Consider the following 22,775-nt stretch of genomic DNA (forward strand, 5'->3'; position numbering starts at 1 on the left):
TGTCATTCTCCCGCCATGCCATGCCCGGCATGGGCAGCGTGCTCTTCAGCGACATGTTCGTCAGCGGCGTGTTCGGCGTGCGCTTCGGCAGCGTGTTCGCCGGCCGCGTCTTCGGCAGTCGATGCCGTTGCTTCGGCGGCGTGGCCGTCGTGGCCTTCATGTGCGGCGCCGTGGCCATCGTGCTTCATGCCCAGATGGCGGTTGTCGCCGACGTGGCGGCGGATCACCGTGCCGAACAGGCCGTCCTCGACGCTGCCGTAGTAGGTGACCGGGTACCAGTCGTGGTTCTTCTCCGCGCCCAGTGCGTCGAACGCGGCCAGGTCCAGCGCCTTGCCGTCGCCGCGCAGCGTGTCCAGCCACTGCCGGTATTCCGGCTCGGTCACCGAATGCGCGGTGAAGTGCATCTTGTTGAAGCCGTGGCCGCTGTAGTTGGAGGACATGCCCTCGAACCGGCCGGTCTCGTCGGCGATCAGGTGCAGCTTGGTCTGCATGCCGGCCATCGAGTAGATCATGCTGCCCAGGCGCGGGATGAAGAACGCGTTCATCACCGTGTCCGAGGTGATGCGGAAATTCAGCGGCGTATCGACCGGGAAGGTCAGCTCGTTGACCACCGCGACCTTTTCTTCCGGGTAGATGAACAGCCACTTCCAGTCCAGCGAGACGGCCTCGATCACCACCGGCTTTTTGTCCGAATCCAGCGGCCGATACGGGTCCAGCGCGTGCGAGGAGCGCCAGGTCAGCACCGCCAGCACCAGGATGATCATGCACGGGATGGACCACATCACCACCTCGATGGCGGTGGAATGCGCCCAGTCCGGCTCGTAGCGGGCCTTGGTGTTGGACGCGCGGTATTTCCACGCGAACACCAAGGTCATGACGATGACCGGGATGACGACCAGCAGCATCAGCACCGTGGCGGTGATCAGCAGGGTCTTTTCGTCGTGGCCGATCTGGCCCTTGGGGTTGAGGATGGCCGCATCGCAACCAGTCAGCAATGCGGCGAACACGGACAGCAGTGCTGGACGCAGCCAGCGTCCAGGCGATTTCAACGGAATCATCGGTCGATCCAATTGCGGGGGAGCGCCTTGTCCGACACCCTTTGCGCGACTTGCGCGGAACGACCGCCCGGGGATTGCCCACCGGAAGAACACGTACTTGGGACTGCCAGATTCAGCGCGGCAATTTTAGGCCGTGCCGATGCACTTTAGAAAGACGTTGACAATGATTCCGCGCAAGGAAAGCCCGTTTTCGCCTGCGACATGATGTCGCACCCAAGCCGCGGTTCAGCGTGGCCCGACCTGCACGCGCTGGACGATGACCCGGCCATCGGGCCGCTGCACGCGCAGGCGCAGCTCCGCCACGTCCGCCGGCACCGGCCACGCGATGCATCCATCGGCGTCCACCGGCACGACCTCGTCGTTGGCCGTGACCCGCGAGCCGGGGGGCACGCGCCCGCTCAATGCGGTGCCGGGGGCCACCTGCCGCGGCAGGCTGACGGTGGCGGTGGCGCGTTCGGTGGGGCGGGCCGGTTCCAGCATGGGGGGCGTTTTCATCGAAGCCTGGGCGACGGGTTCGGCATGGCTGCTGCAGCCGGCCAGCGTGGCCGCCAGCAGCAGGTTCAGGGGCTTGGTGTGGTCGGCGGGCATGGCGGGGCTCTCTTCCGGGATGCGAGAGGGGCGGTGTCGCCACCGCCCCTCCAGTGTGCCCGAAGCGGGCGGATCAGAACTGCACGGAGAACCGCGCGTTCAGGCCGGTGTCGTGCCCTTCGTCGGCCAGCATGCCGGTGTAGCCCAGCTCCAGCAGCGTGTTGGCGGACAGCCGTGCGGCGACGCCCAGCTCGGCCAGCGTCGCGTTGCGGACCAGCGGGACGCCGGTCACGGCGAAGCTGCCGCCGCCGTTCCACGACGCGCTGCTCACCGGGACGCGATCGCCATTGGCACGCTGCCAGGCCAGGCTGCCGCGCAGGCTCAGCCAGCTCTGCGCCTGCCCGCTGGCCGCCAGGTCGGCGTTGAAACGCACGCCGGCCACGGCCAGGTCGGTCTTGAAGGTGTCGCCGGCCAGCGCCAGCGCCGACAACCCGCCACTCTCGCGCGCGGCGTCGGTCTTCACCCGGACCTGGGCGTACTGCGCGAACGGCTCCACCCCGCCACGGCCGAAACCGAAGCGGTAGCCGGCCTCGACGAAGGCCTGTTCCGTGGTGCCGTCGTACTTGGCATAGGTGCTGTCCTGCAGGCCGGTGAAGTCCACCTTGCGATGGGTCTTCAGGGTCTGCCACGACTGGGCGTAGCCGGCGCGCACGCCGAAGCCGCCCCAGTGCTGGCCCACGTAGGCGCCGGCATGCTTGCCATCCACGTCGGCCTTGGAACCGCGGTCGGCGATGGCGATGTCGGAACGGCCGGTGCCGCCCAGCACGCCGAAGCGCCAGCCGCCATCCAGCTGCAGGTCGGCACCGACCAGCGTGGTGCTGCCGCTTGCCTTGGCCTGCGCGGCATTGCCATCGGCATCCAGCCGGCTGCTGCCATGCTGCACCTCCGCCCACGCGCCCACGCCGGATTCGGCATCCCCCTGCGCGGTGAAGGCGTCCTGCCCGTGGCGGGCACGGGCCAGTGCGCTGTTGCGCAGCTGGCGCGAATCCTGCGCCAGCAACGACCTGGCGCTGGCATGCAGTTCACCGCCCAACTGGTCGAACGCGGCCGGCGCCTGCTCGGCCGGCAGCACTACCAAGCGTTGAAGCAGGCTGTTGTCGTCGGCCAAGCCATCGGCAGCGGTGGCGACCGCCCGCTGGTTGGCGCTGCCCGCAACGCTGGCCAGCGCCTGCCCGCGCGTGATCGCCAGTTGCAAGGCGTTGGCCGAGAAGATCGCGTTGGGCTTGATGAACGGCGACAGGCCCGAGGTATCCAACGTGGTGAACGCACCGTTCAGGCCACCGGCCGCAGTCAGCAGCGTGTATTGCTGGCCGAGCAGCAGGTTGCTGCCCACCTGCACCAGCTTCAGCGTGCCGCCTTCGATATTGGCGCTGCCGGTCACGACGACGGTGTCGGAAGCGGACGGCGGCAGCAGCTCGACCTGATAGGTCGAGCCAGCCTTCTGCAGGTAATTGCCGTTGATGGTCAGGGTGCCGATGGAGTTGCCCGGCGACAGCGTGCCGCGCACTTCCAGGTCGCCCAGCGTGCCGTTGCCGCCCAGCGTGCCTGCGGCACCGACGACGGTCCTGCCGCCGGTGAGGGTGCCGTTGATCATCGCCACACCCTGGTTCACCCACAGGTTGCTGCCGTCGAGGCTGCCGGTATCGGTCAGGTAGAACACGCCGGCCTTGCCATCCACGCTGACATCGCCGGTGAGGGCGTTGTCGCCGGTCAGTTCGAGGATGCCCTGCTTGACGCTGGCACCGGCAAAGCTGTTGTCGCCGCTCAGGCGCAGCCAGCCGATGCCGTCCTTGCCCAGCTTGCCGGGGCCGCCGATGTCGTTGCTCCAGTCATCCCATGCCGCGCCTTCCCACACCTGGATGCCACCGGCACGCTGGTTCATCACCACGTCGGTATCCACGCGCAGCATGCCCGGGCCGTCGATGGCCTTCTTCAGGTCGATCAGGCCCCAGCCGTAGATTTCGTCCACGCCCGGCGCGCCCAAGTCGGTGGTGGTGGTCAGCAGCACGTCGCGGATCTGCGGGTTGTCCAGGTACGGGAAGCGTTCCATCAGCAGCGCCAGCGCACCGGTGACGTGCGGGGTCGCCATCGAAGTGCCGGTCATGTCGCCATAGCCGTATTCGGGCGATTCGGAGACGACCTTGAAGCCGATGACGTTGCCGTCGTCGTCACGGATCGCCTCGCCTTCGATGTCGCCCTCAACCACGCTGGAGGTGATGTCGGTACCCGGCGCGGCCACGCACCAGTCCATCGTCTGCCCGCAGATGCTGGAACTGCCGTCGATGGCACCGCTCAGGTTGATGTTGACCACACTCAGCCAGTACTTCTCCAGTTCCGGCACGTAGCGCGGCAACGTGGCATAGATGCCGGCGATTTCGCCGTAGTTGTTGCCAGCGGCGAACACCTGCAGCATGCCGTGCTGCAGCGACGGCTGGATGTAGGTATCGAAATAGTCCACGTTGTAGCCGTACAGCATGTCCATGTCGGCCACCGTGGTCGGCTCGCTGGCCAGGCCCCAGCTGTGGTTGATGGCACGCACGCCATCGGCGGCCATCTGCTCGTACATGTCCGCGACCGATTCGGAATACGGTCCCTGGGACAACCGGGTACCCGGATAGCCGAAATCGCCGAAGTCGTAGCCGAAGGCTCCGCCCAGGTACGAACTCATGTCCTCGTAGCTGTTGGCGAACAGGCGCGCGGTGGTCAGGTCGGCGGCCCAGGCCACGCCGTGGGTGCCCTCGCCATCACGGTTGCCCACCATCGTGCCGGCCACGTGGGTGCCGTGGGTGTTGTAGCTGAGCCCCGCCCAGGAAGCGATGATCGATTCGGCGTCCGGGATCAGGAAGCCGATGTCCACCAGCCATTCCACCAGCGCCTTGTCGTTGTCGGTGTAATCCAGGTAGTCGATCGCCACCGTGTTGCCATCGGTCATGAAGCAGCCATCCGGGCCGCCCAGGATCTCCTCGCTGACGCAACCGGGATCGGCCATGTGGATGCTGCGCAGGTCCTTGCCGGCGAACTCGGAATGGTCGGCACCCACGCCGCTGTCGAAGATGCCCAGGCGGACGCCCTTGCCGCTGAGCCCGCGCGCATAGGCGTACTGGGCATTGATCGCCGCCAGGCCCCAGTCGGCCTTGAATTCGTCATCGACCCAGCTGTCCGGGTCGCCAACCTTGCCGTCCCCGGCTGCCGCGTCCTGCGCGTTGGCAACCCCGGCCGTGCCCAGGGCCATCGTGGTCAGCAGGCCGGACAGCGCAACACTCAATACCGATCGCTTGATTCGCACTTCTCTCTCCTTGGTTCAGCAGGCCCGCACCATGCGGGACCCAAGCACAACGTGGCAGCGCACCGATCACCCCCATCGAGGGCCAGGACCTGCCGCAAGCGGGCCGGCGAATACCCCCGGTGCCGGCCCCTTCTGCGTAGAATCCGCGTCATTCCTTCCACCGAGCCCCGGCCCTGTCCACGCCCGCCCCTTTGGCCCCCGTCGATCCACCCGGCATGCCCGGCACAGACGCCTTTGCCGGCTTCGTGCAGGCGCAGCGTTCGCCGCTGTGCGCGTTCCTGCGCGCGCGCGGCACCAGCCCCGAGGACGCCGAGGACATTGCGCAGGACTGCATGGAGCGGCTGATGCGCTACCGCGGCCACGCCGAGGGCGAACTGCGGCTGCTGCTGTACCGGATCGCCCGCAACCGCCTCGCCGACCTCGGGCGTTCGGCGCAAGCCGGGCCGCACCTGCCGCTGGCCGAGCACGATGTCCCCGCCGACGCCTCGTCCCCCACGCCGGGTCCGCTGCGCCAGGCCGAATCCCGGCAGATGCTCAACACCCTGCGCCAGGCACTGCTGAAATTGCCCGAGCGTTGCCGCGAGGCCTACCTGCTCAACCGCATCAGCGGCATGAGCTACAGCCAGATCGCGCGCCACCGCGGCATCACCGCCAAGACCGTGGAAAAGCAGATCGCGCGCGCCCTGCAGGGGCTGCGCCGGGAACTGGGCAGCGATGCCTTCAACATGGACGTGGACGGCCGATAGAGTGAACATGCGCAACACCCCGACGAATCCCCACTTCGACCAGGCCGCGACCTGGGTGGCGCGGCTGGAAGCCGCGGACTGCACCGCCGGCGAACGCGCCCGCTTCGAGGAGTGGCTGGCGCAGGACCCGGCCCACGTCCACGCCTGGGCCGAGGCCGAAACCCTGCACCAGCACGCCGCCGGGCTGCGCGACGATCCTTGGCTGCGCGCAGGCGCCCAGCGCATAACCCGGCGCCCACGCCACCGGCACCCGCTGTTCCGCGCCGCCATCGTCGCCACGCTGTGCCTGGCCGTCGGCGCGGGCTGGCTGCTGGCCACCGACGGCAACCCGGCGCCGCATACCTACGTCAACAGCGGCCTGGCCACGCAGCCGCAGATACTGGAGGACGGCAGCCTGGTGGTGCTGGACGCCGGCACCACCCTGACCACCCGTTTCGGCTGGCGCACGCGCCGGCTGGAACTGCAGCAGGGCCGCATGCAGTTGCGGGTGGCCGCCGCCTCCCGGCCGATGCGGGTGCAGGCCGGCAACAGTACCCTGCGCGACATCGGCACCACCTTCCAGGTCGAGTTGCTGGACGATGGCGAGGTCGGCGTGGCGCTGCTGGAGGGCGCGCTCGACGTAGCCAGCCAGGGCCCGCAGAGGATGCACCGGCAACTGCAACCGGGCGAGCAGTTGCAGGTACGCCGGTCCGGGCACATCGAGCCCAGCACGACGCTGCTGCGGCCGCAGGCCGAGGCGTGGCTGCACGGCCAGTTGCTGTTCGACGCCACGCCGCTGTCCGCCGCCGTGGCGCAGATGAACCGCTACACGCCCACCCCGCTCGTCATCGCCGACCCGGCCATCGCCAACCTCGCCGTCAGCGGCAGCTTCCGTGCCGGCGACCAGGAGGCCCTTCTTTCCGCACTGGAGTTGGGCTGGTCGGTCGGCAGCCGGCCACGGGCCGACGGCGCACTCGAACTGCGCGGCAGGCACTGATGCCCACTGCGGGCCAGCTGCTGCGCCGGCTGCGGCGGACCGGCCTGTACCTGCTCCTGCTGTCGCCCGCCTGCGCCCTCGCCGCCGATGCCGACTACCACATCGCACATGGCCCGCTGGCGCAGGCATTACGGCAATGGTCGCAGCAAAGCGGCGATGCGCTGCTGTTCGATGCCCGCGAACTGAAGGATCTGCAAAGCGCCGGCGTCAGCGGCAGCTTCACCCCCGCCGGCGCGCTGGAAAAGCTGCTGCAGGGGCTGCCGGTGAAACTGCTGCGCACGCCCGCAGGCGTGTTCGTGGTGCGCCGGCAGGCGGCCACGGCATCCCCGTCGCGCCACCCACCGACCAGCCCGGCGGCAGCCACCACGGCCACCAGCGAAACACGGGGCGACGTGGAGCTGGCACCCATCCACGTCACCGGCAGCCGCCTGCCACGCAGTTCGCTGCAAAGCACCATCGCGGTCACCGTGATCGAGCGCGAGGACATCCAGCGCAGCGGCTATGGCTCGCTGTTCGACCTGCTGCGCCACCTGCCCGGCATGAACGGCCACCCGCCGGTGGACGCCGCGCGCGACGGCGACTCGCTGTACCTGCCGGCCGGCGCGGCGGCCACCACCAGCCTGGACGGCATGGGCCCGCGTGCCACCCTGTTCCTGGTCAACGGCAGGCGCCTGCCGCGCTACCCGATGGTGTCGCTGCAGCAGGGCGCGCTGACCGACCTGGGCGGCATTCCGCTGAGCTTCGTCGAACGCATCGAACTGGTCCGCGGCGGCGCCTCGGCCATCTACGGCGCCGACGCCATCGCCGGCGTGGTCAACATCGTGCTGCGCGAACAGGCCGACGGTCCCGAAGCCCTGCTGCAGACCGGCATCAGCAACCAGGACGATGGCGGCCAGTACCGCCTGCAGGCGGCCACCGGCCACGCCGACGGCCGCAACCGCTGGTTCCTCGGCATCGACCTGCAGCAGCGCCGGCACGTGGCCGGCGACCGCCGCAGCTGGCACCGCGAAGCATCGCGCTACCCGGTCGGTCTGCTCACCCACGATGGCTATTACCTGCCCGCCTTCCGCTGCCCGCCATCGCTGCTCGCCGACGATGGCTGCTGGTACGACAGCTCGCGCCCACGCTCGCTGCAACCGGCCAGCACCACCGCCTCCGTGTACGGCCACTGGAAACACGACATCGGCGACGGCCTGTACGCCCATGCCGAACTGCGCGCCAGCCACAGCCGCCAGCGCTTCGACCTCGGCCCCACCGCCGCCGCACTGCGCTTCGACAACGGTGACCTGATCAACCATGTTTTCGAAGAAGCCGGCAACGCGCGCTCGGCGGCAAACGGCATCGAAGCCGACTTCAGCGCCGGCATCGGCCGCAACCGCGCCGGCCGTGGCTGGGAAGCCGGCCTGAGCCGGCAGCGCAGCCAGGTCATGCTGACCACCTCCGGCGCGATACGCAGCTCGCGCCTGCTCGACGCGGTGGCGGACGGCTTCATTCCCGGTTTCACGGCACTGGACCCGGCCCTGTACGACGACCTGTTCCCCACCACCCGCAACCGCGGCCGCACCGACCAATGGCTGGGCTGGTGGGGGCAACACCGGGAGCTGGGCCAGCTGCGCGGCGGCCCGGCGCAATTGGCCAGCGGCCTCGACCTGCGCCGCGAAACGTGGACCGCACGTCCGGACAAGCTGCTCGAAGACGGCGAACTGGCACTGGGCCTGCCCACCGAGCGCCGCCGCCTCTCGCGCCAGGCCAGCGCCGCCTATGCCGAGCTCGGCCTGCCGCTGGCCACCGGCCTGCACATGGACCTGGCCGCACGGCTGGACCGCGACGCCGGCGACACTGCCTTCTCCCCGCGCGCCGGCCTGCGCTGGAACCTGTCGCCCTCCTGGTCGCTGCTGCTGTCCAGCGGACGCGGCTACCGCGCGCCCAGCCTGTTCGAGCGCCGTCGCCCGCCCGGCTATTTCGGCGTGGTGGCGCTGCCGACCTCGTCCACGCTGCCGGCCTGCGCGCATCCGGTGCAGGACAACTGCATGGTCGAAGTGCAGGTGATGGAAAACCCCGCACTGTCCGCGGAAACCTCGCGCAGCCATGCACTGGGCCTCCTGTGGGCGCCGGCGGGCACCGATTTCACCCTGTCGCTGACCCACAACCGCATCGACCTGCACGACGAAATCCTCGACCTGCGCCCGGAAGACGCCCTCTGGAACCCGGACACCTGGCAGCTCGACGACAACGGCCGCTTGCAGGGACTACAGCTGTATTTCGACAACATCGGCCGCACCGTTTCGCGCAACTGGACCCTGCATGGCGACTACCGCCACGCCACCGCGACCTCCGGCCTGTGGCGGTTCTCGCTGGACGCCATCCAACAACAGCAGCTGCGCCGCCAGCGCCACGGCAGCGGGCAATGGACCAACCTGCGCGGGCACGCCACGCCCGCCACGGCGGTCACCGCCACCGTGCAATGGCAAGGCCGGCAATGGGATACCGCCCTGCAGGCCTTCTACACCGGCAGCACCCGCGCCTGGCAGCCCGAAGCCGCCTGCCCGCCCGCGCAAAGCGGCATCGGCCATTGCAGCAACCCCGCGCAACTGCGCTGGAACCTGCATCTGGAACGCCCCATCGGCCCGCGCCTGACCGCCGCGCTGGACATCCACAATCTGCTGAATACCCAACCAGTCAACTACCTGCCCGGCAATGGCGGCCAGGCCGTGGGCCTCGACGACCCGCTGGGCCGGTACTTCCTGCTGACCCTGCAGTTCCGGTGACTACCCACCGCGGAAACGAAAAAGCCAGACGCAAGCGTCTGGCTTTCCGTTGATGCTGGTGCCGGAAATAGGAATCGAACCTACGACCTACGCATTACGAATGCGCCGCTCTACCAACTGAGCTATTCCGGCGGAGCCGCGAATTGTAGGGTTGGCTGCCAGCGCGGTCAATCGACCAAACGCAGGCGCAGTTCCTTGGGCAGCGCGAACACCATCGATTCCGGTTCGCCGGACAGTTCGGCGACGCTGCCGGCGCCCAGTTCTCGGAGGCGCGCAATCACGCCGTCCACCAGCACCTGCGGCGCGGAGGCGCCAGCGGTCAGGCCGATGTTGCGCTTGCCTGCCACCCACTCGGGCTTGATCTCGTGCGCGCCGTCGATCAGGTAGGACTCCACGCCCTCGCGGCGCGCCAGCTCGGCCAGCCGGTTGGAGTTGGAGCTGTTCGGCGAGCCGACCACCAGCACCAGGTCGCACCTGCCCGCCAGTTCGCGCACCGCGTCCTGGCGGTTCTGCGTGGCATAGCAGATGTCGTCGTTCTTCGGCCCCTGGATAGCCGGGAATTTCACTTTCAACGCGGCGATCACGCTGCGGGTGTCGTCCACCGACAGCGTGGTCTGCGTGGTGTAGGCGAGGTTGCCGGGCTGGCCGACCTCCAGCGCGCAGACATCGTCCTCGTCCTCGACCAGATAGATCGAACCGCCACCGGCCTCCTGCCGCCACTGCCCCATTGTGCCCTCGACCTCGGGGTGGCCTTCGTGGCCGATCAGCACCACGTCGCGGCCGGCGCGGCAGTGGCGCGCGACCTCAAAGTGCACCTTGGTCACCAGCGGGCAGGTCGCGTCGAACACCTTCAGCCCGCGTCGCTCGGCCTCGTCGCGCACCGCCTGCGAGACGCCGTGGGCGCTGAAGATCACGGTGTTGCCGTCGGGCACTTCGTCCAGTTCCTCGACGAAGATCGCGCCGCGCTGCTTCAGGTCGTCGACGACGAAGCGGTTGTGCACGACTTCGTGGCGCACGTAGATCGGCGCGCCCAGCGTCTCGATGGCGCGCTTGACGATCTCGATGGCGCGGTCGACGCCGGCGCAGAAGCCGCGGGGGTTGGCGAGCAGTACGTCCATGCAGGGATTCTAAGGGCGGGAACGGAAAAGAAGGGAAACGGGAACGAAACCGTATCGTGTCATTCCCCGTTCCCCGTTCCCTGTTCCCGCCTCTTTCCATCAAACAGGCCGGCAAGGGCAATGCCGATGGCGCCGACGACGATCGCCGAGTCGGCAATGTTGAACGACGGCCAGTAATGCTCACCCACGTACCACTGGATGAAATCGACCACGTGGCCGTGGATCTGCCGGTCGATGACGTTACCGATGGCGCCGCCGATCACCAGCGCATACGGCAGCGCGCTGCGCCAGTTGCCGCGCGCGGTGCGCGACAGCCAGAACGCCATCAGTCCGCTGATACCCACCGCCAGCAGGGTGAAGAACCACAGCTGCCAGCCGCCGGCATCGCTGAGGAAGCTGAACGCGGCACCGGTGTTGTAGGTGCGGTACCAGTTCCAGAAGCCGTCGATCACCGACACCGGGGTGTACTCGGGCAGGCTGGACAGCACCCAGGCCTTGCTCCACTGGTCAAGGCCGATGACGGCGGCCGAGAGCAGCAGCCAGATCAGGGCGTTGGGTTTGGGTCTTGCGGTCATCGCGTCGTTCTACCAGTGAAAGCGGCGGAGGGCCCCTGTAGGAGCGACGTCAGTCGCGATGGAGCTTCACCGGGAAAGCCCATCGCGACTGACGTCGCTCCTACAGGGAATGCAGAGCGGTCAGAACCAGCGGCGGTCTTCGCCGGGGCCGTCGATGTTGCCGGCACAGCGGCCGCACAGCTCCGGGTGCGCTTCCACGCTGCCGACGTCGGCGCGGTAGTGCCAGCAGCGCACGCACTTGGGCTTGTCGGTCGGCTGCGCGCTGACGAACACCTCGTCGGTGGTCGCCGGGCGCACGCTGACGTCGCCGCTGATGAACAGGAAGCGCAGTTCGTCGGCCAGCGGTTGCCAGCGCGCGGCCTGTTCCTCGCTGGCGGCCACGGTGATCTCCGCTTCCAGCGCGGCGCCGATCACGCCGTTGGCACGCATCGGCTCCAGCACCTTGGCCACCTGCTCGCGCACCGCCAGCAACTGCTCGAAGTCGGCCGCCGACAGCTGCGCGTCGGCCGGCAGCGGCGCCAGGCCGTCGTACCACGTGGTGAACAGCACGTTGCCGGCGTGCTCGCCGGGCAGGTAGCCCCACAGTTCGTCGGCGGTGAAGGTCAGGATCGGCGCGACCCAGCGCACGAAGGCTTCGGCGATGCGGTACATCGCGCTCTGTGCCGAACGGCGGCCGCGCGAATCTTCCTGCATCGTGTACAGGCGGTCCTTGGTCACGTCCAGGTACAGCGAGCCCAGGTCGACCGAGCAGAAGTTCAGCAGCAACTGCACGATCTCGGCCATGTCGTAGTTGGCATACGCGGCCTTGATCTTCTCCTGCAACTCCCACGCGCGGTGCACGATCCAGCGGTCCAACGCCACCATGTCCTCCAGCGGGCGCAGGTGCGTGGCGGGGTCGAAGCCGTCGAGGTTGCCGAGCAGGAAGCGCGCGGTGTTGCGCAGGCGCCGGTAGGCGTCGGCGTTGCGCTTGAGGATTTCCTGCGACAGCGACATCTCGTTGCTGTAGTCGGCCGAGGCGATCCACAGGCGCAGGATGTCCGCGCCCAGCGTGCGCATGATTTCCTGCGGCTCGATGCCGTTGCCCAGCGACTTGGACATCTTGCGGCCGTGCTCGTCCACGGTGAAGCCGTGGGTCAGGCATTGCTTGTACGGCGCGTGCTTGTCGATAGCCACGCCGGTGAGCAACGAGGACTGGAACCAGCCGCGGTGCTGGTCGGAACCTTCCAGATACAAATCCGCCGGCTTGCCGAAACCGCGCGCCAGCAGCACGCCCTCGTGGGTGACACCAGAGTCGAACCAGACGTCGAGGATGTCGGTGACTTTTTCATACTGCGCGGCTTCATCGCCCAGCAGTTCGGCCGGATCAAGCGAGTACCACACGTCGATGCCTTCGGCCTGCACGCGGTCGGCCACCTGCTGCATCAACTCGACGGTGCGCGGGTGCGGCTCGCCGGTCTCGCGATGGGTGAACAACGCGATCGGCACGCCCCAGGTGCGCTGGCGGCTGATGCACCAGTCCGGGCGGCCTTCGACCATGCTGGCGATGCGCGCCTTGCCCCACGTCGGGAACCAGCCCACCGAGTCGATGGCGGCCATGGCGTCGGCACGCAGCCCGGCCTTGTCCATCGAGATGAACCACTGCGGCGTGGCGCGGAATACCACCGGCGTCTTGTGCCGCCAGCAGTGCGGGTAACTGTGCTGGATTTCGGCGAAGGCCAGCAGCGAGCCGTTGCCGCGCAGCACCTCGACGATCAGCGGCTGCGCCTTCCACAGGTGCACGCCGGCCAATTCCACCTCGCCCGCCGCCGGCGTCGAAGGCAGATACACGCCACGGCCATCGACCGGATTGATTTGGCCGGCGTTGTACTTGTCCATCACCCCGTACTGCTGGCTGACCGCGAAGTCTTCCTGGCCGTGGCCGGGCGCGGTATGCACCGCGCCGGTACCGTCGGTGTCGGAGACGTGTTCGCCGTTGAGCAGCGGCAGGTCGCGCTCGGCGTAGAACGGGTGCGCCAGCAACTGGTTTTCCAGCGCCGAACCCTTGGCGTGGCCATGCACGACCATTTCGGCGATGCCATAACGCGCCAGTGCGCGCTCGGCCAGCGCCGAAGCCAGCACCAGCCAGCGCGGCTTGCCGTCGCGGGCGGGACCTTCGACCAAGGCGTAGTCGATATCCGCGCCCAGCGACACCGCCAGCGAGGCCGGCAGCGTCCACGGCGTGGTCGTCCAGATCGGCACCGCCACTTCCACGCCTTCGGGCAGTTCGGCGCCGAAGCTGGCGGCCAGCTTCTTCGCATCACGCGCGGCGTAGGCCACGTCGATCGCCGGCGAAGTCTTGTCCTGGTATTCGATCTCGGCCTCGGCCAGCGCCGAGCCGCAGTCGAAGCACCAATGCACCGGCTTGGCGCCGCGCAGCAGGTGGCCGTTGGCGACGATCTTGGCCAGCGCACGGATCTCGTTGGCCTCGAAATCGAAGCTCAGGGTCTTGTACGGGTTGTCCCAGTCGCCGATCACACCCAGCCGCTTGAAGTCAGTGCGCTGCAGGTTGATCTGATCCTCGGCGTATTCGCGGCACTTCTGCCGGAACTGCGCGGCGTCGAGCTTGGTGCCGACCTTGCCCCACTTCTTCTCAACCGCGATCTCGATCGGCAGGCCGTGGCAATCCCAGCCCGGCACGTAGGGCGCGTCGAAGCCATCGAGGTAACGCGACTTGACGATGATGTCCTTGAGGATCTTGTTGACCGCATGGCCGAGGTGGATCTGGCCGTTGGCATACGGCGGGCCATCGTGCAGCACGAACAGCGGCCGGCCCTTGGCGTTCTGCCGCAGCTGCGCGTAGATGCCCTGCTCTTCCCAACGCGCCAGGATGCCCGGCTCGCGCTTGGGCAGGTCGCCGCGCATCGGGAATTCCGTCGCCGGCAGGTGGAGGGTGGCTTTGTAGTCCTGGCTCACGCGGTGGCTCGCAGTCGTTGTTCGTTGAGGATATGACGCGCCTGTTCGGCGTCGCGGTGCATCTGCGCGGTCAAGGCCGGCAGGTCGTTGAACTTCTCTTCGTCGCGCAGCTTGGCGACGAATTCCACTTCGATGTGGCGACCGTACAGGTCGCCCTTGAAGTCGAACAGGTGCGCTTCCAGCAGCGGTTCCACGCCGTCAACCGTGGGCCGGGTGCCGAAGCTGGACACCGACGGCCACGGCTGCTCGAACACGCCGTGCACCCAGGTGGCGTAGATGCCTGAAAGTGCGGGCGTTTTCGGAAAACGCAGATTGGCGGTGGGGAACCCCAGCGTGCGCCCGAGCTGGCGCCCGCGCACCACGCGCCCGCCGATGGCGTAGGGATGGCCCAGCAGGTCGGCGGCATGGGCGAAGTTGCCTTCCACCAGCAGTTCGCGGATGCGGGTGCTGGAGACGCGCTCGCCGTGCACGTGCACCGGCGCGATCTCGCCGGCGGCGAAGCCCAGCTCCGGCCCCATCCGCTGCAACAGCGCGAGGTCGCCGCCGCGGCGGTTGCCGAAATGGAACTTCGGCCCGATCCAGACCTCGCGCACGCCCAGCCGGCGCACCAGCGTGTCGCGGACGAAATCCTCGGCCGGCGTGGCCACCATCTTCGCGTCGAAGCGCAGCAGGCCGACGCTGTCGATGCCCAGCGCGCGCAGCGCCGCCACCTTGTCGCGCGCCAGCATCAGCCGCGGCGGCGGGTCGTCCTTGGCGAAGCACTCGCGCGGCAGCGGTTCGAAGGCCAGCGCCACCGCCGGCACGCCCAGCGCGCGCGCGCGCTCGACCGCATGCCGCACCAACGCCCGGTGGCCCCTGTGCAGGCCATCGAAGGCACCGATGCAGACCACGCTTCCCCGCGGGAACAGCACCCCGCCTTCGACGTCCCTAAACAGCCTGCTCATTCAAACCCGGAAAACCGGCCCTTGCAGGCCGGCGCCTTGCCATGTGTAGCCGGGAAGTATAGCGGTGAGGCGGTCATGCCCGCCTCACCGCCCGCGCAGGTCGCGCGGGCGGAAACCCATCGCCAGCATCGCCAACAGGTAGGTCAGGCCGCCACCGCCGACCAGCAGCGCCAGGCTGCCGCCACGCTCCCACTTGCCCATGCCGTCGAAGTCCGGCAGCCAGTGCAGCAGCGCCAGCAGCACCGCCACCATCGCCGCGCAGGCCAGCAGCAGCCGCAGCACGTAGCCGCCCCAGCCCGGCCGGCGCCGGTATACGCCAGTCCTGCCCAGCCAGTACCAGAGCAGCGCCAGGTTCAGGTAGCTGGACAGCGCGCTGGCGATGCCCAGCGCCAGGTGCAGGCCCGGCACGCCGGCCAGCGCCCGCATCACGCCCTGCGCCTTCAGTTCGTCCGGCACCATCCACTGGTACAGCACCGCCAGCAGCGCGAAGTTGAACACCATGTTGGCGACCAGCGCGACCACGCCGGCGCGCACCGGGGTCCGGGTGTCCTGCCGCGAATAGAACGCCGGCAACACCACCTTCAGCAGCGCGAACGCCGGCAGCCCGACGCTCAGGCCGTAGACCGACAGCGCGGTCATCCGGGTGTCGAACGCGGTGAACTCGCGGTACTGGAACAGTGTGGCGATCAGCGGCTGCGCCAGCAGCAGCAGGCCGAGCATCGCCGGCACCGCGATCAGCAGGGTCATGCGCAGGCCCCAGTCCAGCGCGTCGGAGAAGCCCTCGCCATCGGTCTTGACGTGGTGGCGGGCCAGCGCCGGCAGGATCACCGTGCCCAGCGCCACGCCGAACACGCCCAGCGGCAGCTCCAGGAAACGATCGGCCAGCGACAGCCACGACTGCGAGCCGTCGGCCAGCCGCGCGGCGATCACCGTATCCAGCATCAGGTTGATCTGCGCCACCGACGAGCCGAACAGGGTCGGCACCATCAGCGTCATCACCCGGCGCACGTCCGGGTGGTTCCAGCCCCAGCGCGGCAGGGTCAGCAGGTCGATGCCGCGCAGCGCCGGCAGCTGGAACAGCAACTGCAGCACGCCGGCGGCCAGCACCGCCCAGCCCAGCGCCAGGATCTGTTTCTCCGGCGTGCCGCCCAGCCGCGGTGCCAGCCACAGCGCGCCGGCGATCATGCACAGGTTGAGAATCACCGGCGTCAGCGCCGGCATCGCGAACTTCTGGAAACTGTTCAGCGCCCCGCCCGCCAGCGCGGTAAGCGACACGAACAACAGGAACGGGAAGGTCAGCCGGAACAGGTCGATCAGCAGCCCCTGCTTGGCCGGGTCGGCGGCCACGCCGCTGCTGAACAGCAACGCCAGCTGCGGGGCGAAGATCAGCGCCAGCGCGGTGACCACCAGCAGCACGCCGCCCAAGGTGCCGGCCACCCGCGCCATCAGCTCGCGCAGGTCGCCGTGCGGGCGGGTTTCCTTCACCTGCGTGAACACCGGCACGAAGGCGGTGGCGAACGAGCCCTCGGCGAACAGCCGGCGCAGGAAGTTGGGCACGCGGAACGCCACCCAGAACGCGTCGGTGACGGCGTTGGCGCCGAACTGGGTGCTGATGACCTGGTCGCGGACCAGCCCCAGCACCCGGGAAACCATCGTCATGCTGCTGAACGACAGCAGCCCCCGCAACATGCGCGGTGAACTCACCCACGGCCCCCTTGACAACTCGACTTGACGTTCATTGGTGCACCCATCATACTTGCGCGCTTGCTGTTCCCACCACACCGATTTTCAGGAAACCACCACCGTGGCCAATATCAAGTCCGCCAAGAAGCGCGCCAAGCAGACCGTCGTGCGCAACGCGCGCAACGTCGCTCAGCGTTCGATGCTGCGCACCGCCGTCAAGAAGGTGATCAAGGCCCTGGACGCCAATGACGCCGCCGGCGCCGAGGCTGCCTTCGCCGTCGCCCAGCCGATCCTCGACCGTTTCAGCGCCCGTGGCCTGATCCACAAGAACAAGGCCGCCCGCCACAAGAGCCGCCTGACCGCCCGCATCAAGGCCATCAAGGCCGCCTGATCCGCGCGATCCACTGGTGCCGCAAGGCGTCAGGCATTGAAAAACCCGGCCTGCGCCGGGTTTTTTGTTGCCGCCGTCCGTGGCGGCAACCCTTCGGGCCGTCGCTGATACGACGCCATTGGCCGGGAAATCTCGTAGGTGCGGTGCTTGCCCCGCACGAGGCTTCACCGGGAAAGCCCCATGCGGGGCAAGCCCCGCATCTACGCGCGGACTCCCGGCATCCGCCTCAGCCCTGCGCCTGCCGCGCCTCGGCTTCCAGCAGCTTCTGCTGGTCGAAGAAGGCCATGATGTCCTTCATGATCGGCCAGGTGCCCTCGCGGCCCAGCGCCGACACCAGGTACCACGGGGCGGTCCAGCCCAGCTCCTCGACCACCTGCGCGGCCGCGGCCTGCGCCTCGTCCTCGAACATCAGGTCGGCCTTGTTCAGCACCAGCCAGCGCGGCTTTTCCAGCAGCTCCGGGTCGTGCTTGCCCAGCTCGCGCTCGATCGCGCGCACCTGCTCGACCGGGGAAATGCCTTCCACCCCGCCTTCCATCGGCGAGATGTCGACGAGGTGCAGCAGCAACCGGGTGCGTTGCAGGTGGCGCAGGAACTGCGCGCCCAGCCCGGCGCCGTCGGCCGCACCCTCGATCAGGCCGGGGATGTCGGCGATCACGAAGCTGCGGTAGTTCTCCACCTTCACCACGCCCAGGTTCGGGTACAGGGTGGTGAACGGGTAGTCGGCCACCTTCGGCGTGGCCGCCGACACCGCGCGGATCAGGGTGCTCTTGCCGGCATTGGGGAAGCCGAGCAGGCCGACGTCGGCCAGCAGCTTCAGCTCCAGCTTGAGCAGGCGCTCCTCCCCCTCTTCGCCCGGCAACGCCTGCCTCGGCGCGCGGTTGGTTGAACTCTTGAAATGCATGTTGCCGAGGCCGCCCTTGCCGCCCTTGGCCACCAGCAGGCGGTCGCCATGCCGGGTCATGTCGCCGATGACTTCATCGGTGGCGACGTTGATCACCATGGTGCCGACCGGCACGGTGATGGTCAGGTCCTCACCGGCCTTGCCGTACATCTGCCGGCCCATGCCGTTCTCGCCGCGCTGCGCCTTGAAGATGCGGTCATGGCGGAAATCGACCAGGGTGTTCAGGTTTTCGTCGGCCCGGATCCACACGCTGCCGCCGTCGCCGCCGTCGCCGCCGTCCGGGCCGCCCAGCGGAATGAATTTCTCGCGACGGAAACCGACGCAGCCATTGCCGCCGTTGCCGGCAATTACGGAGATTTCGGCTTCATCAACGAGTTTCATGGGAAAGACCGGGAATCGAAAAGGAATGGGGGACCGGGAAGGAGGCCCCACCGGGGAAGTCTATCGGGCCGGCGCCACGCGCGCCGCGCGGCTGCCGCCGTTCCAACGAAAAGCCCCGCCGAAGCGGGGCTTTCGTCGCTGCGCCCATGCCAGGCAGGGGCGCCTGCGCGTGCGGGATCAGGCTTCCGCGACGACGCTGACGGTGCGGCGCTTCTTCGGGCCCTTCACCGTGAACTCGACCTTGCCGTCGACCAGCGCGAACAGCGTGTGGTCGCGGCCGAGGCCGACGCCGGTACCCGGGTGGAACTGGGTGCCGCGCTGGCGCACGATGATGTTGCCGGCTTCGATGGCCTGGCCACCGAAGATCTTGACGCCGAGGTACTTCGGGTTGGAATCGCGGCCGTTGCGCGAGGAGCCTACGCCCTTTTTATGTGCCATGACGGATTCTCCTTGGATTAGCCGGCGATGCCGGTGATTTCGATTTCGGTGTAGTGCTGGCGGTGGCCCTGCCGCTTCATGTGGTGCTTGCGGCGGCGGAACTTGATGATGCGCACCTTGTCGGCGCGGCCGTGGGCCACGACCTTGGCGGTCACCGAAGCGCCCTTCAGGGCATCGCCGATCTTGATGCCGTCGGCATCGCCGAGCATCAGGACGGTGTCGAACTTGATCTCGCTGCCGGCTTCGGCTTCGAGCTTCTCAACGCGGAGGGTCTCGCCCTGCGCGACGCGGTATTGCTTACCGCCGGTTACCAGTACTGCGTACATGGGAGTGTCTCTTCTGTAGTTATTCTTGGGATCTGCCCACCATCGAGGGCGGACAGAAGCGGAATTGTAGGGGCAGAACCGCGTCCGGGTCAAGCCGCCCCTCCCCGCCAAACCCCTGCCTGGACAAGGGCATGCGCCGCTTCCGCGACGCCGCGCACGGGCTGGCAATTCCGGTAATTGCCCCCAAATCACAAGGCCGCTAGGCTGGTCGACTGCCGCCGGCTACGCCCCCACACCCCGCCACCTGCCCCGCCGGTGGCGACCAGCAACGGATTCCTCATGGCGATGGATTTCATCCGCATCCGCGGTGCGCGGACGCACAACCTCAAGAACATCGACCTCGACCTGCCGCGCGACAAGCTGATCGTGATCACCGGCCTGTCCGGCTCGGGCAAGTCCTCGCTGGCGTTCGACACCATCTACGCCGAGGGCCAGCGCCGCTACGTGGAATCGCTGTCGGCCTATGCGCGGCAGTTCCTGAGCGTGATGGAGAAGCCCGACCTCGACCATATCGAGGGCCTGTCGCCGGCGATCTCGATCGAGCAGAAGTCCACCAGCCACAACCCGCGCTCGACCGTGGGCACCATCACCGAGATCTACGACTACCTGCGCCTGCTCTATGCCCGCGTCGGCAGCCCGCGCTGCCCCGACCACGGCTACCCGCTGGAGGCGCAGACCGTCAGCCAGATGGTGGACCAGGTGCTGGCGCTGGACGGCGAGCAGCGCTGGATGCTGCTGGCGCCGGTGATCCGCGAGCGCAAGGGCGAGCACGTGCAGGTGTTCGACCAGCTGCGCGCGCAGGGCTTCGTGCGCGTGCGGGTGGACGGCGAGCTGTACGAGATCGACGCGGTGCCGGCGCTGGGGCTGCGCCAGAAGCACACCATCGAGGCGGTGATCGACCGCTTCCGCCCGCGCGAGGACATCAAGCAACGGCTCAGCGAAAGCTTCGAGACGGCGCTCAAGCTGGGCGACGGCATGGCCACGGTGATGTCGCTGGACAACGCCGACGCGGCCCCGCAGCTGTTCTCCTCCAAATACTCCTGCCCGGTCTGCGACTACGCACTGCCGGAACTGGAGCCGCGGCTGTTCTCGTTCAACTCGCCGGTCGGCGCCTGCCCCGGCTGCGATGGCCTGGGCATGGCCGAGTTCTTCGACCCCTCGCGCGTGGTCGTGCACCCCGAACTGTCGCTGGCCGCCGGCGCGGTGCGCGGCTGGGACCGCCGCAACGCCTATTACTTCCAGCTGATCGCCTCGCTGGCCAAGCACTACAAGTTCGACGTCGACGCGCCGTGGCAGTCGCTGCCCGAATACGTACGGCAGGCGGTGCTGTACGGCAGCGGCGAGGAGCAGATCACCTTCACCTACTTCACCGAGGCCGGCGGCCGCAGCCAGCGCAAGCACCGTTTCGAGGGCATCATCCCCAACCTCGAACGCCGCTACCGCGAGACCGAATCGCCGGCGGTGCGCGAGGAACTGGCAAAGTTCATCAGCGAACGCCCCTGCCCCGAGTGCAAGGGCGCGCGCCTGAACAAGGCCGCGCGCAACGTGTTCGTCGCCGACCGGCCGCTGCCGGAGCTGGCGGTGCTGCCGATCGACGAGGCCAAGCGCTTCTTCGGCGAACTGAGCCTGCCGGGCTGGCGCGGCGAGATCGCCGCCAAGATCGTCAAGGAGATCAGCGAGCGGCTGGGCTTCCTCGTCGACGTGGGCCTGGATTACCTCACATTGGAGCGCAAGGCCGACACCCTGTCCGGTGGCGAGGCGCAGCGCATCCGCCTGGCCTCGCAGATCGGCGCCGGGCTGGTGGGCGTGATGTACGTGCTCGACGAGCCGTCCATCGGCCTGCACCAGCGCGACAACGAGCGCCTGCTCGGCACCCTCACCCGCCTGCGCGACCTCGGCAACACGGTGATCGTGGTCGAGCACGACGAGGACGCGATCCGCCTGGCCGACCACGTCGTGGATATCGGTCCCGGTGCCGGCGTGCACGGCGGCGAGGTGGTGGGTGAAGGCAGGCTGGAGGACATCCTCGCCGCGCCGCGCTCGCTGACCGGGCAGTACCTGTCCGGCAAGCGCGCCATCGAGATTCCGGCCAGGCGCCACAAGCCGAACCCGAAGATGACGCTGCACCTGCGCGGCGCCCGCGGCAACAACCTCAAGAACGTGGACCTGCACGTCCCCGCCGGGCTGCTGACCTGCGTCACCGGCGTGTCCGGCTCGGGCAAGTCGACGCTGATCAACGACACCCTGTTCTCGCTGGCCGCCAACGAGATCAACGGCGCCTCGCACCCGGTCGCGGCGTACAGGGAGGTCGAGGGACTGGACCTGTTCGACAAGGTGGTGGACATCGACCAGTCGCCGATCGGCCGTACCCCGCGCTCGAACCCGGCCACCTATACCGGCCTGTTCACGCCCTTGCGCGAGCTGTACGCGCAGGTGCCGGAAGCGCGCGCGCGCGGCTATGCGCCGGGGCGTTTTTCCTTCAACGTGCGTGGCGGCCGCTGCGAGGCTTGCCAAGGCGACGGCCTGATCAAGGTCGAGATGCACTTCCTGCCGGACGTGTACGTGCCCTGCGACGTCTGCCACGGCAAGCGCTACAACCGCGAGACGCTGGAGATCCTGTACAAGGGCTACAGCATCAACGACGTGCTGGAGATGACCGTCGAGGACGCGCTGAAGCTGTTCGAGCCGGTGCCGGCCATCGCCCGCAAGCTGGAGACGCTGGTCGACGTGGGCCTGAGCTACATCAAGCTCGGCCAGAGCGCGACCACGCTGTCCGGCGGCGAGGCGCAGCGGGTGAAGCTGTCCAAGGAACTGAGCCGGCGCGACACCGGCCGCACCCTGTACATCCTCGACGAGCCGACCACCGGCCTGCACTTCCACGACATCGAGGCACTGCTCGGCGTGCTGCACAAGCTGCGCGACGAGGGCAACACGGTGGTGGTGATCGAGCACAACCTCGACGTGATCAAGACCGCCGACTGGATCGTCGACCTCGGCCCGGAAGGCGGCCACCGCGGCGGCACCATCCTCGTCACCGGCACCCCGGAAGACGTGGCCGCGCACCCGGCGTCCTACACCGGCCAGTTCCTCGCACGGATGCTGCCCTCCACCGCCGCGCGCCCCGAACAACCGGCGGCGGTGGCGAACAAGCCCGATGCAAGGCCACCGCGCAAGGAAAAGCCCGCGAAGAAAACGGCCGCCAGGAAGGCCGCCCCCCGCAAGCAAAAGGATTCCCGATGAACGACGAACACAAGCTGCTGGCCCGCGTGCCGATCAGCGTGCGCTGGCGCGACATGGACTCGATGGGCCACGTCAACAACGCCAAGTACGTGTCCTACCTGGAAGAAGCGCGCGTGCGCTGGATGCTGGGCGTGGAAGGCGTGTCGCTGAACGACCGCATCGTGCCGGTGGTGGCCGCCACCAACGTCAACTACCGGTTGCCGATCGTGTGGCCGAACGACATCGTCGTGGAGCTGTTCGTCGAGCGGCTGGGCAACAGCAGCGTGACCATCGGCCACCGCATCGTCGACCAGCAGGACGCCGGCAAGCTGTACTCGGACGGCAACGTGGTGGTGGTGTGGATGGATGCGCAGACCGGCAGGAGCGCGCCGCTGCCGGAGGCGGTGCGCGAGGCGTCGAGCTGA

16 protein-coding genes, 1 tRNA gene and 1 pseudogene are annotated in these 22,775 nt (G+C 68.3%); 6 read left to right on the top strand and 12 right to left on the bottom strand.

Going from position 1 to position 22,775, the window contains the following annotated elements:
* Nucleotides 1–2: 2 nt before the first annotated feature.
* The 3 genes from cyoA to MIC98_RS12250 form a co-directional block, all read right to left on the bottom strand.
* Nucleotides 3–1,058, bottom strand: a complete 1,056-nt coding sequence (gene cyoA / locus MIC98_RS12240; RefSeq protein WP_239737371.1) for a ubiquinol oxidase subunit II — start codon at nucleotides 1,056–1,058, stop codon at nucleotides 3–5.
* A gap of 225 nt (nucleotides 1,059–1,283) precedes the next feature.
* Nucleotides 1,284–1,646, bottom strand: a complete 363-nt coding sequence (locus tag MIC98_RS12245) for a hypothetical protein (RefSeq protein ID WP_239737372.1) — start codon at nucleotides 1,644–1,646, stop codon at nucleotides 1,284–1,286.
* A 73-nt stretch (nucleotides 1,647–1,719) separates the two neighbouring features.
* Entirely contained in the window at nucleotides 1,720–4,932 is a 3,213-nt protein-coding gene (locus MIC98_RS12250; protein ID WP_239737373.1) for an autotransporter serine protease, read from the bottom strand.
* A gap of 215 nt (nucleotides 4,933–5,147) precedes the next feature.
* Between MIC98_RS12250 and MIC98_RS12255 the strand changes: the two genes are divergently transcribed.
* From MIC98_RS12255 to MIC98_RS12265, 3 genes are read left to right on the top strand one after another with little or no spacing between them, the layout of a single operon-like run.
* Entirely contained in the window at nucleotides 5,148–5,678 is a 531-nt protein-coding gene (locus MIC98_RS12255; protein WP_239737374.1) for a sigma-70 family RNA polymerase sigma factor, read from the top strand.
* A gap of 7 nt (nucleotides 5,679–5,685) precedes the next feature.
* Entirely contained in the window at nucleotides 5,686–6,654 is a 969-nt protein-coding gene (locus MIC98_RS12260) for a DUF4880 domain-containing protein (protein WP_239737375.1), read from the top strand.
* Nucleotides 6,654–9,422: a TonB-dependent receptor gene (locus tag MIC98_RS12265; RefSeq protein ID WP_239737376.1), complete on the top strand. Its 2,769-nt coding sequence runs from the start codon at nucleotides 6,654–6,656 to the stop codon at nucleotides 9,420–9,422. Before MIC98_RS12260 ends, MIC98_RS12265 begins: the two co-directional genes overlap by 1 nt.
* Before the next feature lie 56 nt (nucleotides 9,423–9,478).
* On the opposite strand, the gene MIC98_RS12270 is transcribed toward MIC98_RS12265, so the two are convergent.
* The 6 genes and pseudogenes from MIC98_RS12270 to murJ form a co-directional block, all read right to left on the bottom strand.
* A tRNA-Thr gene (locus MIC98_RS12270) sits at nucleotides 9,479–9,554 on the bottom strand.
* Between the two features lie 35 nt (nucleotides 9,555–9,589).
* Entirely contained in the window at nucleotides 9,590–10,540 is a 951-nt protein-coding gene (gene ispH / locus MIC98_RS12275) for a 4-hydroxy-3-methylbut-2-enyl diphosphate reductase (RefSeq protein WP_239737377.1), read from the bottom strand.
* 59 nt (nucleotides 10,541–10,599) lie between these two features.
* A complete protein-coding gene (gene lspA / locus MIC98_RS12280; protein WP_239737378.1) occupies nucleotides 10,600–11,115 on the bottom strand; it encodes a signal peptidase II in 516 nt (171 codons plus the stop codon).
* Between the two features lie 120 nt (nucleotides 11,116–11,235).
* Nucleotides 11,236–14,067, bottom strand: a complete 2,832-nt coding sequence (ileS, locus tag MIC98_RS12285) for an isoleucine--tRNA ligase (protein WP_239737379.1) — start codon at nucleotides 14,065–14,067, stop codon at nucleotides 11,236–11,238.
* 26 nt (nucleotides 14,068–14,093) lie between these two features.
* Nucleotides 14,094–15,011: pseudogene (locus MIC98_RS12290) on the bottom strand (bifunctional riboflavin kinase/FAD synthetase); the annotation flags it as partial.
* A gap of 84 nt (nucleotides 15,012–15,095) precedes the next feature.
* The gene (murJ, locus tag MIC98_RS12295; RefSeq protein WP_057641983.1) at nucleotides 15,096–16,700 is read right to left on the bottom strand and encodes a murein biosynthesis integral membrane protein MurJ; all 1,605 of its coding nucleotides are present in this window, start codon (nucleotides 16,698–16,700) and stop codon (nucleotides 15,096–15,098) included.
* Nucleotides 16,701–16,815: 115 nt separating this feature from the next.
* Between murJ and rpsT the strand changes: the two genes are divergently transcribed.
* Nucleotides 16,816–17,085, top strand: coding sequence for a 30S ribosomal protein S20 (gene rpsT / locus MIC98_RS12300; protein ID WP_057641989.1), 270 nt, complete (start codon nucleotides 16,816–16,818; stop codon nucleotides 17,083–17,085).
* A 226-nt stretch (nucleotides 17,086–17,311) separates the two neighbouring features.
* On the opposite strand, the gene obgE is transcribed toward rpsT, so the two are convergent.
* The 3 genes from obgE to rplU form a co-directional block, all read right to left on the bottom strand.
* Nucleotides 17,312–18,367, bottom strand: a complete 1,056-nt coding sequence (gene obgE / locus MIC98_RS12305; RefSeq protein ID WP_239737381.1) for a GTPase ObgE — start codon at nucleotides 18,365–18,367, stop codon at nucleotides 17,312–17,314.
* Nucleotides 18,368–18,544: 177 nt separating this feature from the next.
* Nucleotides 18,545–18,805 (bottom strand): 50S ribosomal protein L27, encoded by a 261-nt coding sequence (gene rpmA / locus MIC98_RS12310; RefSeq protein WP_057641958.1) that lies wholly within the window; start codon nucleotides 18,803–18,805, stop codon nucleotides 18,545–18,547.
* A gap of 17 nt (nucleotides 18,806–18,822) precedes the next feature.
* Nucleotides 18,823–19,131, bottom strand: coding sequence for a 50S ribosomal protein L21 (gene rplU, locus MIC98_RS12315; protein ID WP_057641959.1), 309 nt, complete (start codon nucleotides 19,129–19,131; stop codon nucleotides 18,823–18,825).
* A gap of 279 nt (nucleotides 19,132–19,410) precedes the next feature.
* On the opposite strand from rplU, the gene uvrA reads away from it, so the two are divergent.
* Complete coding sequence (gene uvrA / locus MIC98_RS12320) at nucleotides 19,411–22,371, top strand: excinuclease ABC subunit UvrA (protein WP_239737382.1); 2,961 nt, start codon at nucleotides 19,411–19,413, stop codon at nucleotides 22,369–22,371.
* Entirely contained in the window at nucleotides 22,368–22,775 is a 408-nt protein-coding gene (locus MIC98_RS12325) for a thioesterase family protein (RefSeq protein WP_057641961.1), read from the top strand. Before uvrA ends, MIC98_RS12325 begins: the two co-directional genes overlap by 4 nt.

The organism is Stenotrophomonas sp. NLF4-10 (genome assembly GCF_022359915.1).
GTDB classification, from domain to species: domain Bacteria; phylum Pseudomonadota; class Gammaproteobacteria; order Xanthomonadales; family Xanthomonadaceae; genus Stenotrophomonas; species Stenotrophomonas daejeonensis.

What these genes read in the sequence shown, in the direction of transcription:
- cyoA (WP_239737371.1), bottom strand. Translation starts at nt 1,058, where the DNA reads ATGATTCCGTTGAAATCGCCTGGACGCTGGCTGCGTCCAGCACTGCTG.
- MIC98_RS12245 (WP_239737372.1), bottom strand. Translation starts at nt 1,646, where the DNA reads ATGCCCGCCGACCACACCAAGCCCCTGAACCTGCTGCTGGCGGCCACG.
- MIC98_RS12255 (WP_239737374.1), top strand. Translation starts at nt 5,148, where the DNA reads ATGCCCGGCACAGACGCCTTTGCCGGCTTCGTGCAGGCGCAGCGTTCG.
- MIC98_RS12260 (WP_239737375.1), top strand. Translation starts at nt 5,686, where the DNA reads ATGCGCAACACCCCGACGAATCCCCACTTCGACCAGGCCGCGACCTGG.
- MIC98_RS12265 (WP_239737376.1), top strand. Translation starts at nt 6,654, where the DNA reads ATGCCCACTGCGGGCCAGCTGCTGCGCCGGCTGCGGCGGACCGGCCTG.
- ispH (WP_239737377.1), bottom strand. Translation starts at nt 10,540, where the DNA reads ATGGACGTACTGCTCGCCAACCCCCGCGGCTTCTGCGCCGGCGTCGAC.
- lspA (WP_239737378.1), bottom strand. Translation starts at nt 11,115, where the DNA reads ATGACCGCAAGACCCAAACCCAACGCCCTGATCTGGCTGCTGCTCTCG.
- murJ (WP_057641983.1), bottom strand. Translation starts at nt 16,700, where the DNA reads ATGTTGCGGGGGCTGCTGTCGTTCAGCAGCATGACGATGGTTTCCCGG.
- obgE (WP_239737381.1), bottom strand. Translation starts at nt 18,367, where the DNA reads ATGAAACTCGTTGATGAAGCCGAAATCTCCGTAATTGCCGGCAACGGC.
- rpmA (WP_057641958.1), bottom strand. Translation starts at nt 18,805, where the DNA reads ATGGCACATAAAAAGGGCGTAGGCTCCTCGCGCAACGGCCGCGATTCC.
- rplU (WP_057641959.1), bottom strand. Translation starts at nt 19,131, where the DNA reads ATGTACGCAGTACTGGTAACCGGCGGTAAGCAATACCGCGTCGCGCAG.
- uvrA (WP_239737382.1), top strand. Translation starts at nt 19,411, where the DNA reads ATGGCGATGGATTTCATCCGCATCCGCGGTGCGCGGACGCACAACCTC.
- MIC98_RS12325 (WP_057641961.1), top strand. Translation starts at nt 22,368, where the DNA reads ATGAACGACGAACACAAGCTGCTGGCCCGCGTGCCGATCAGCGTGCGC.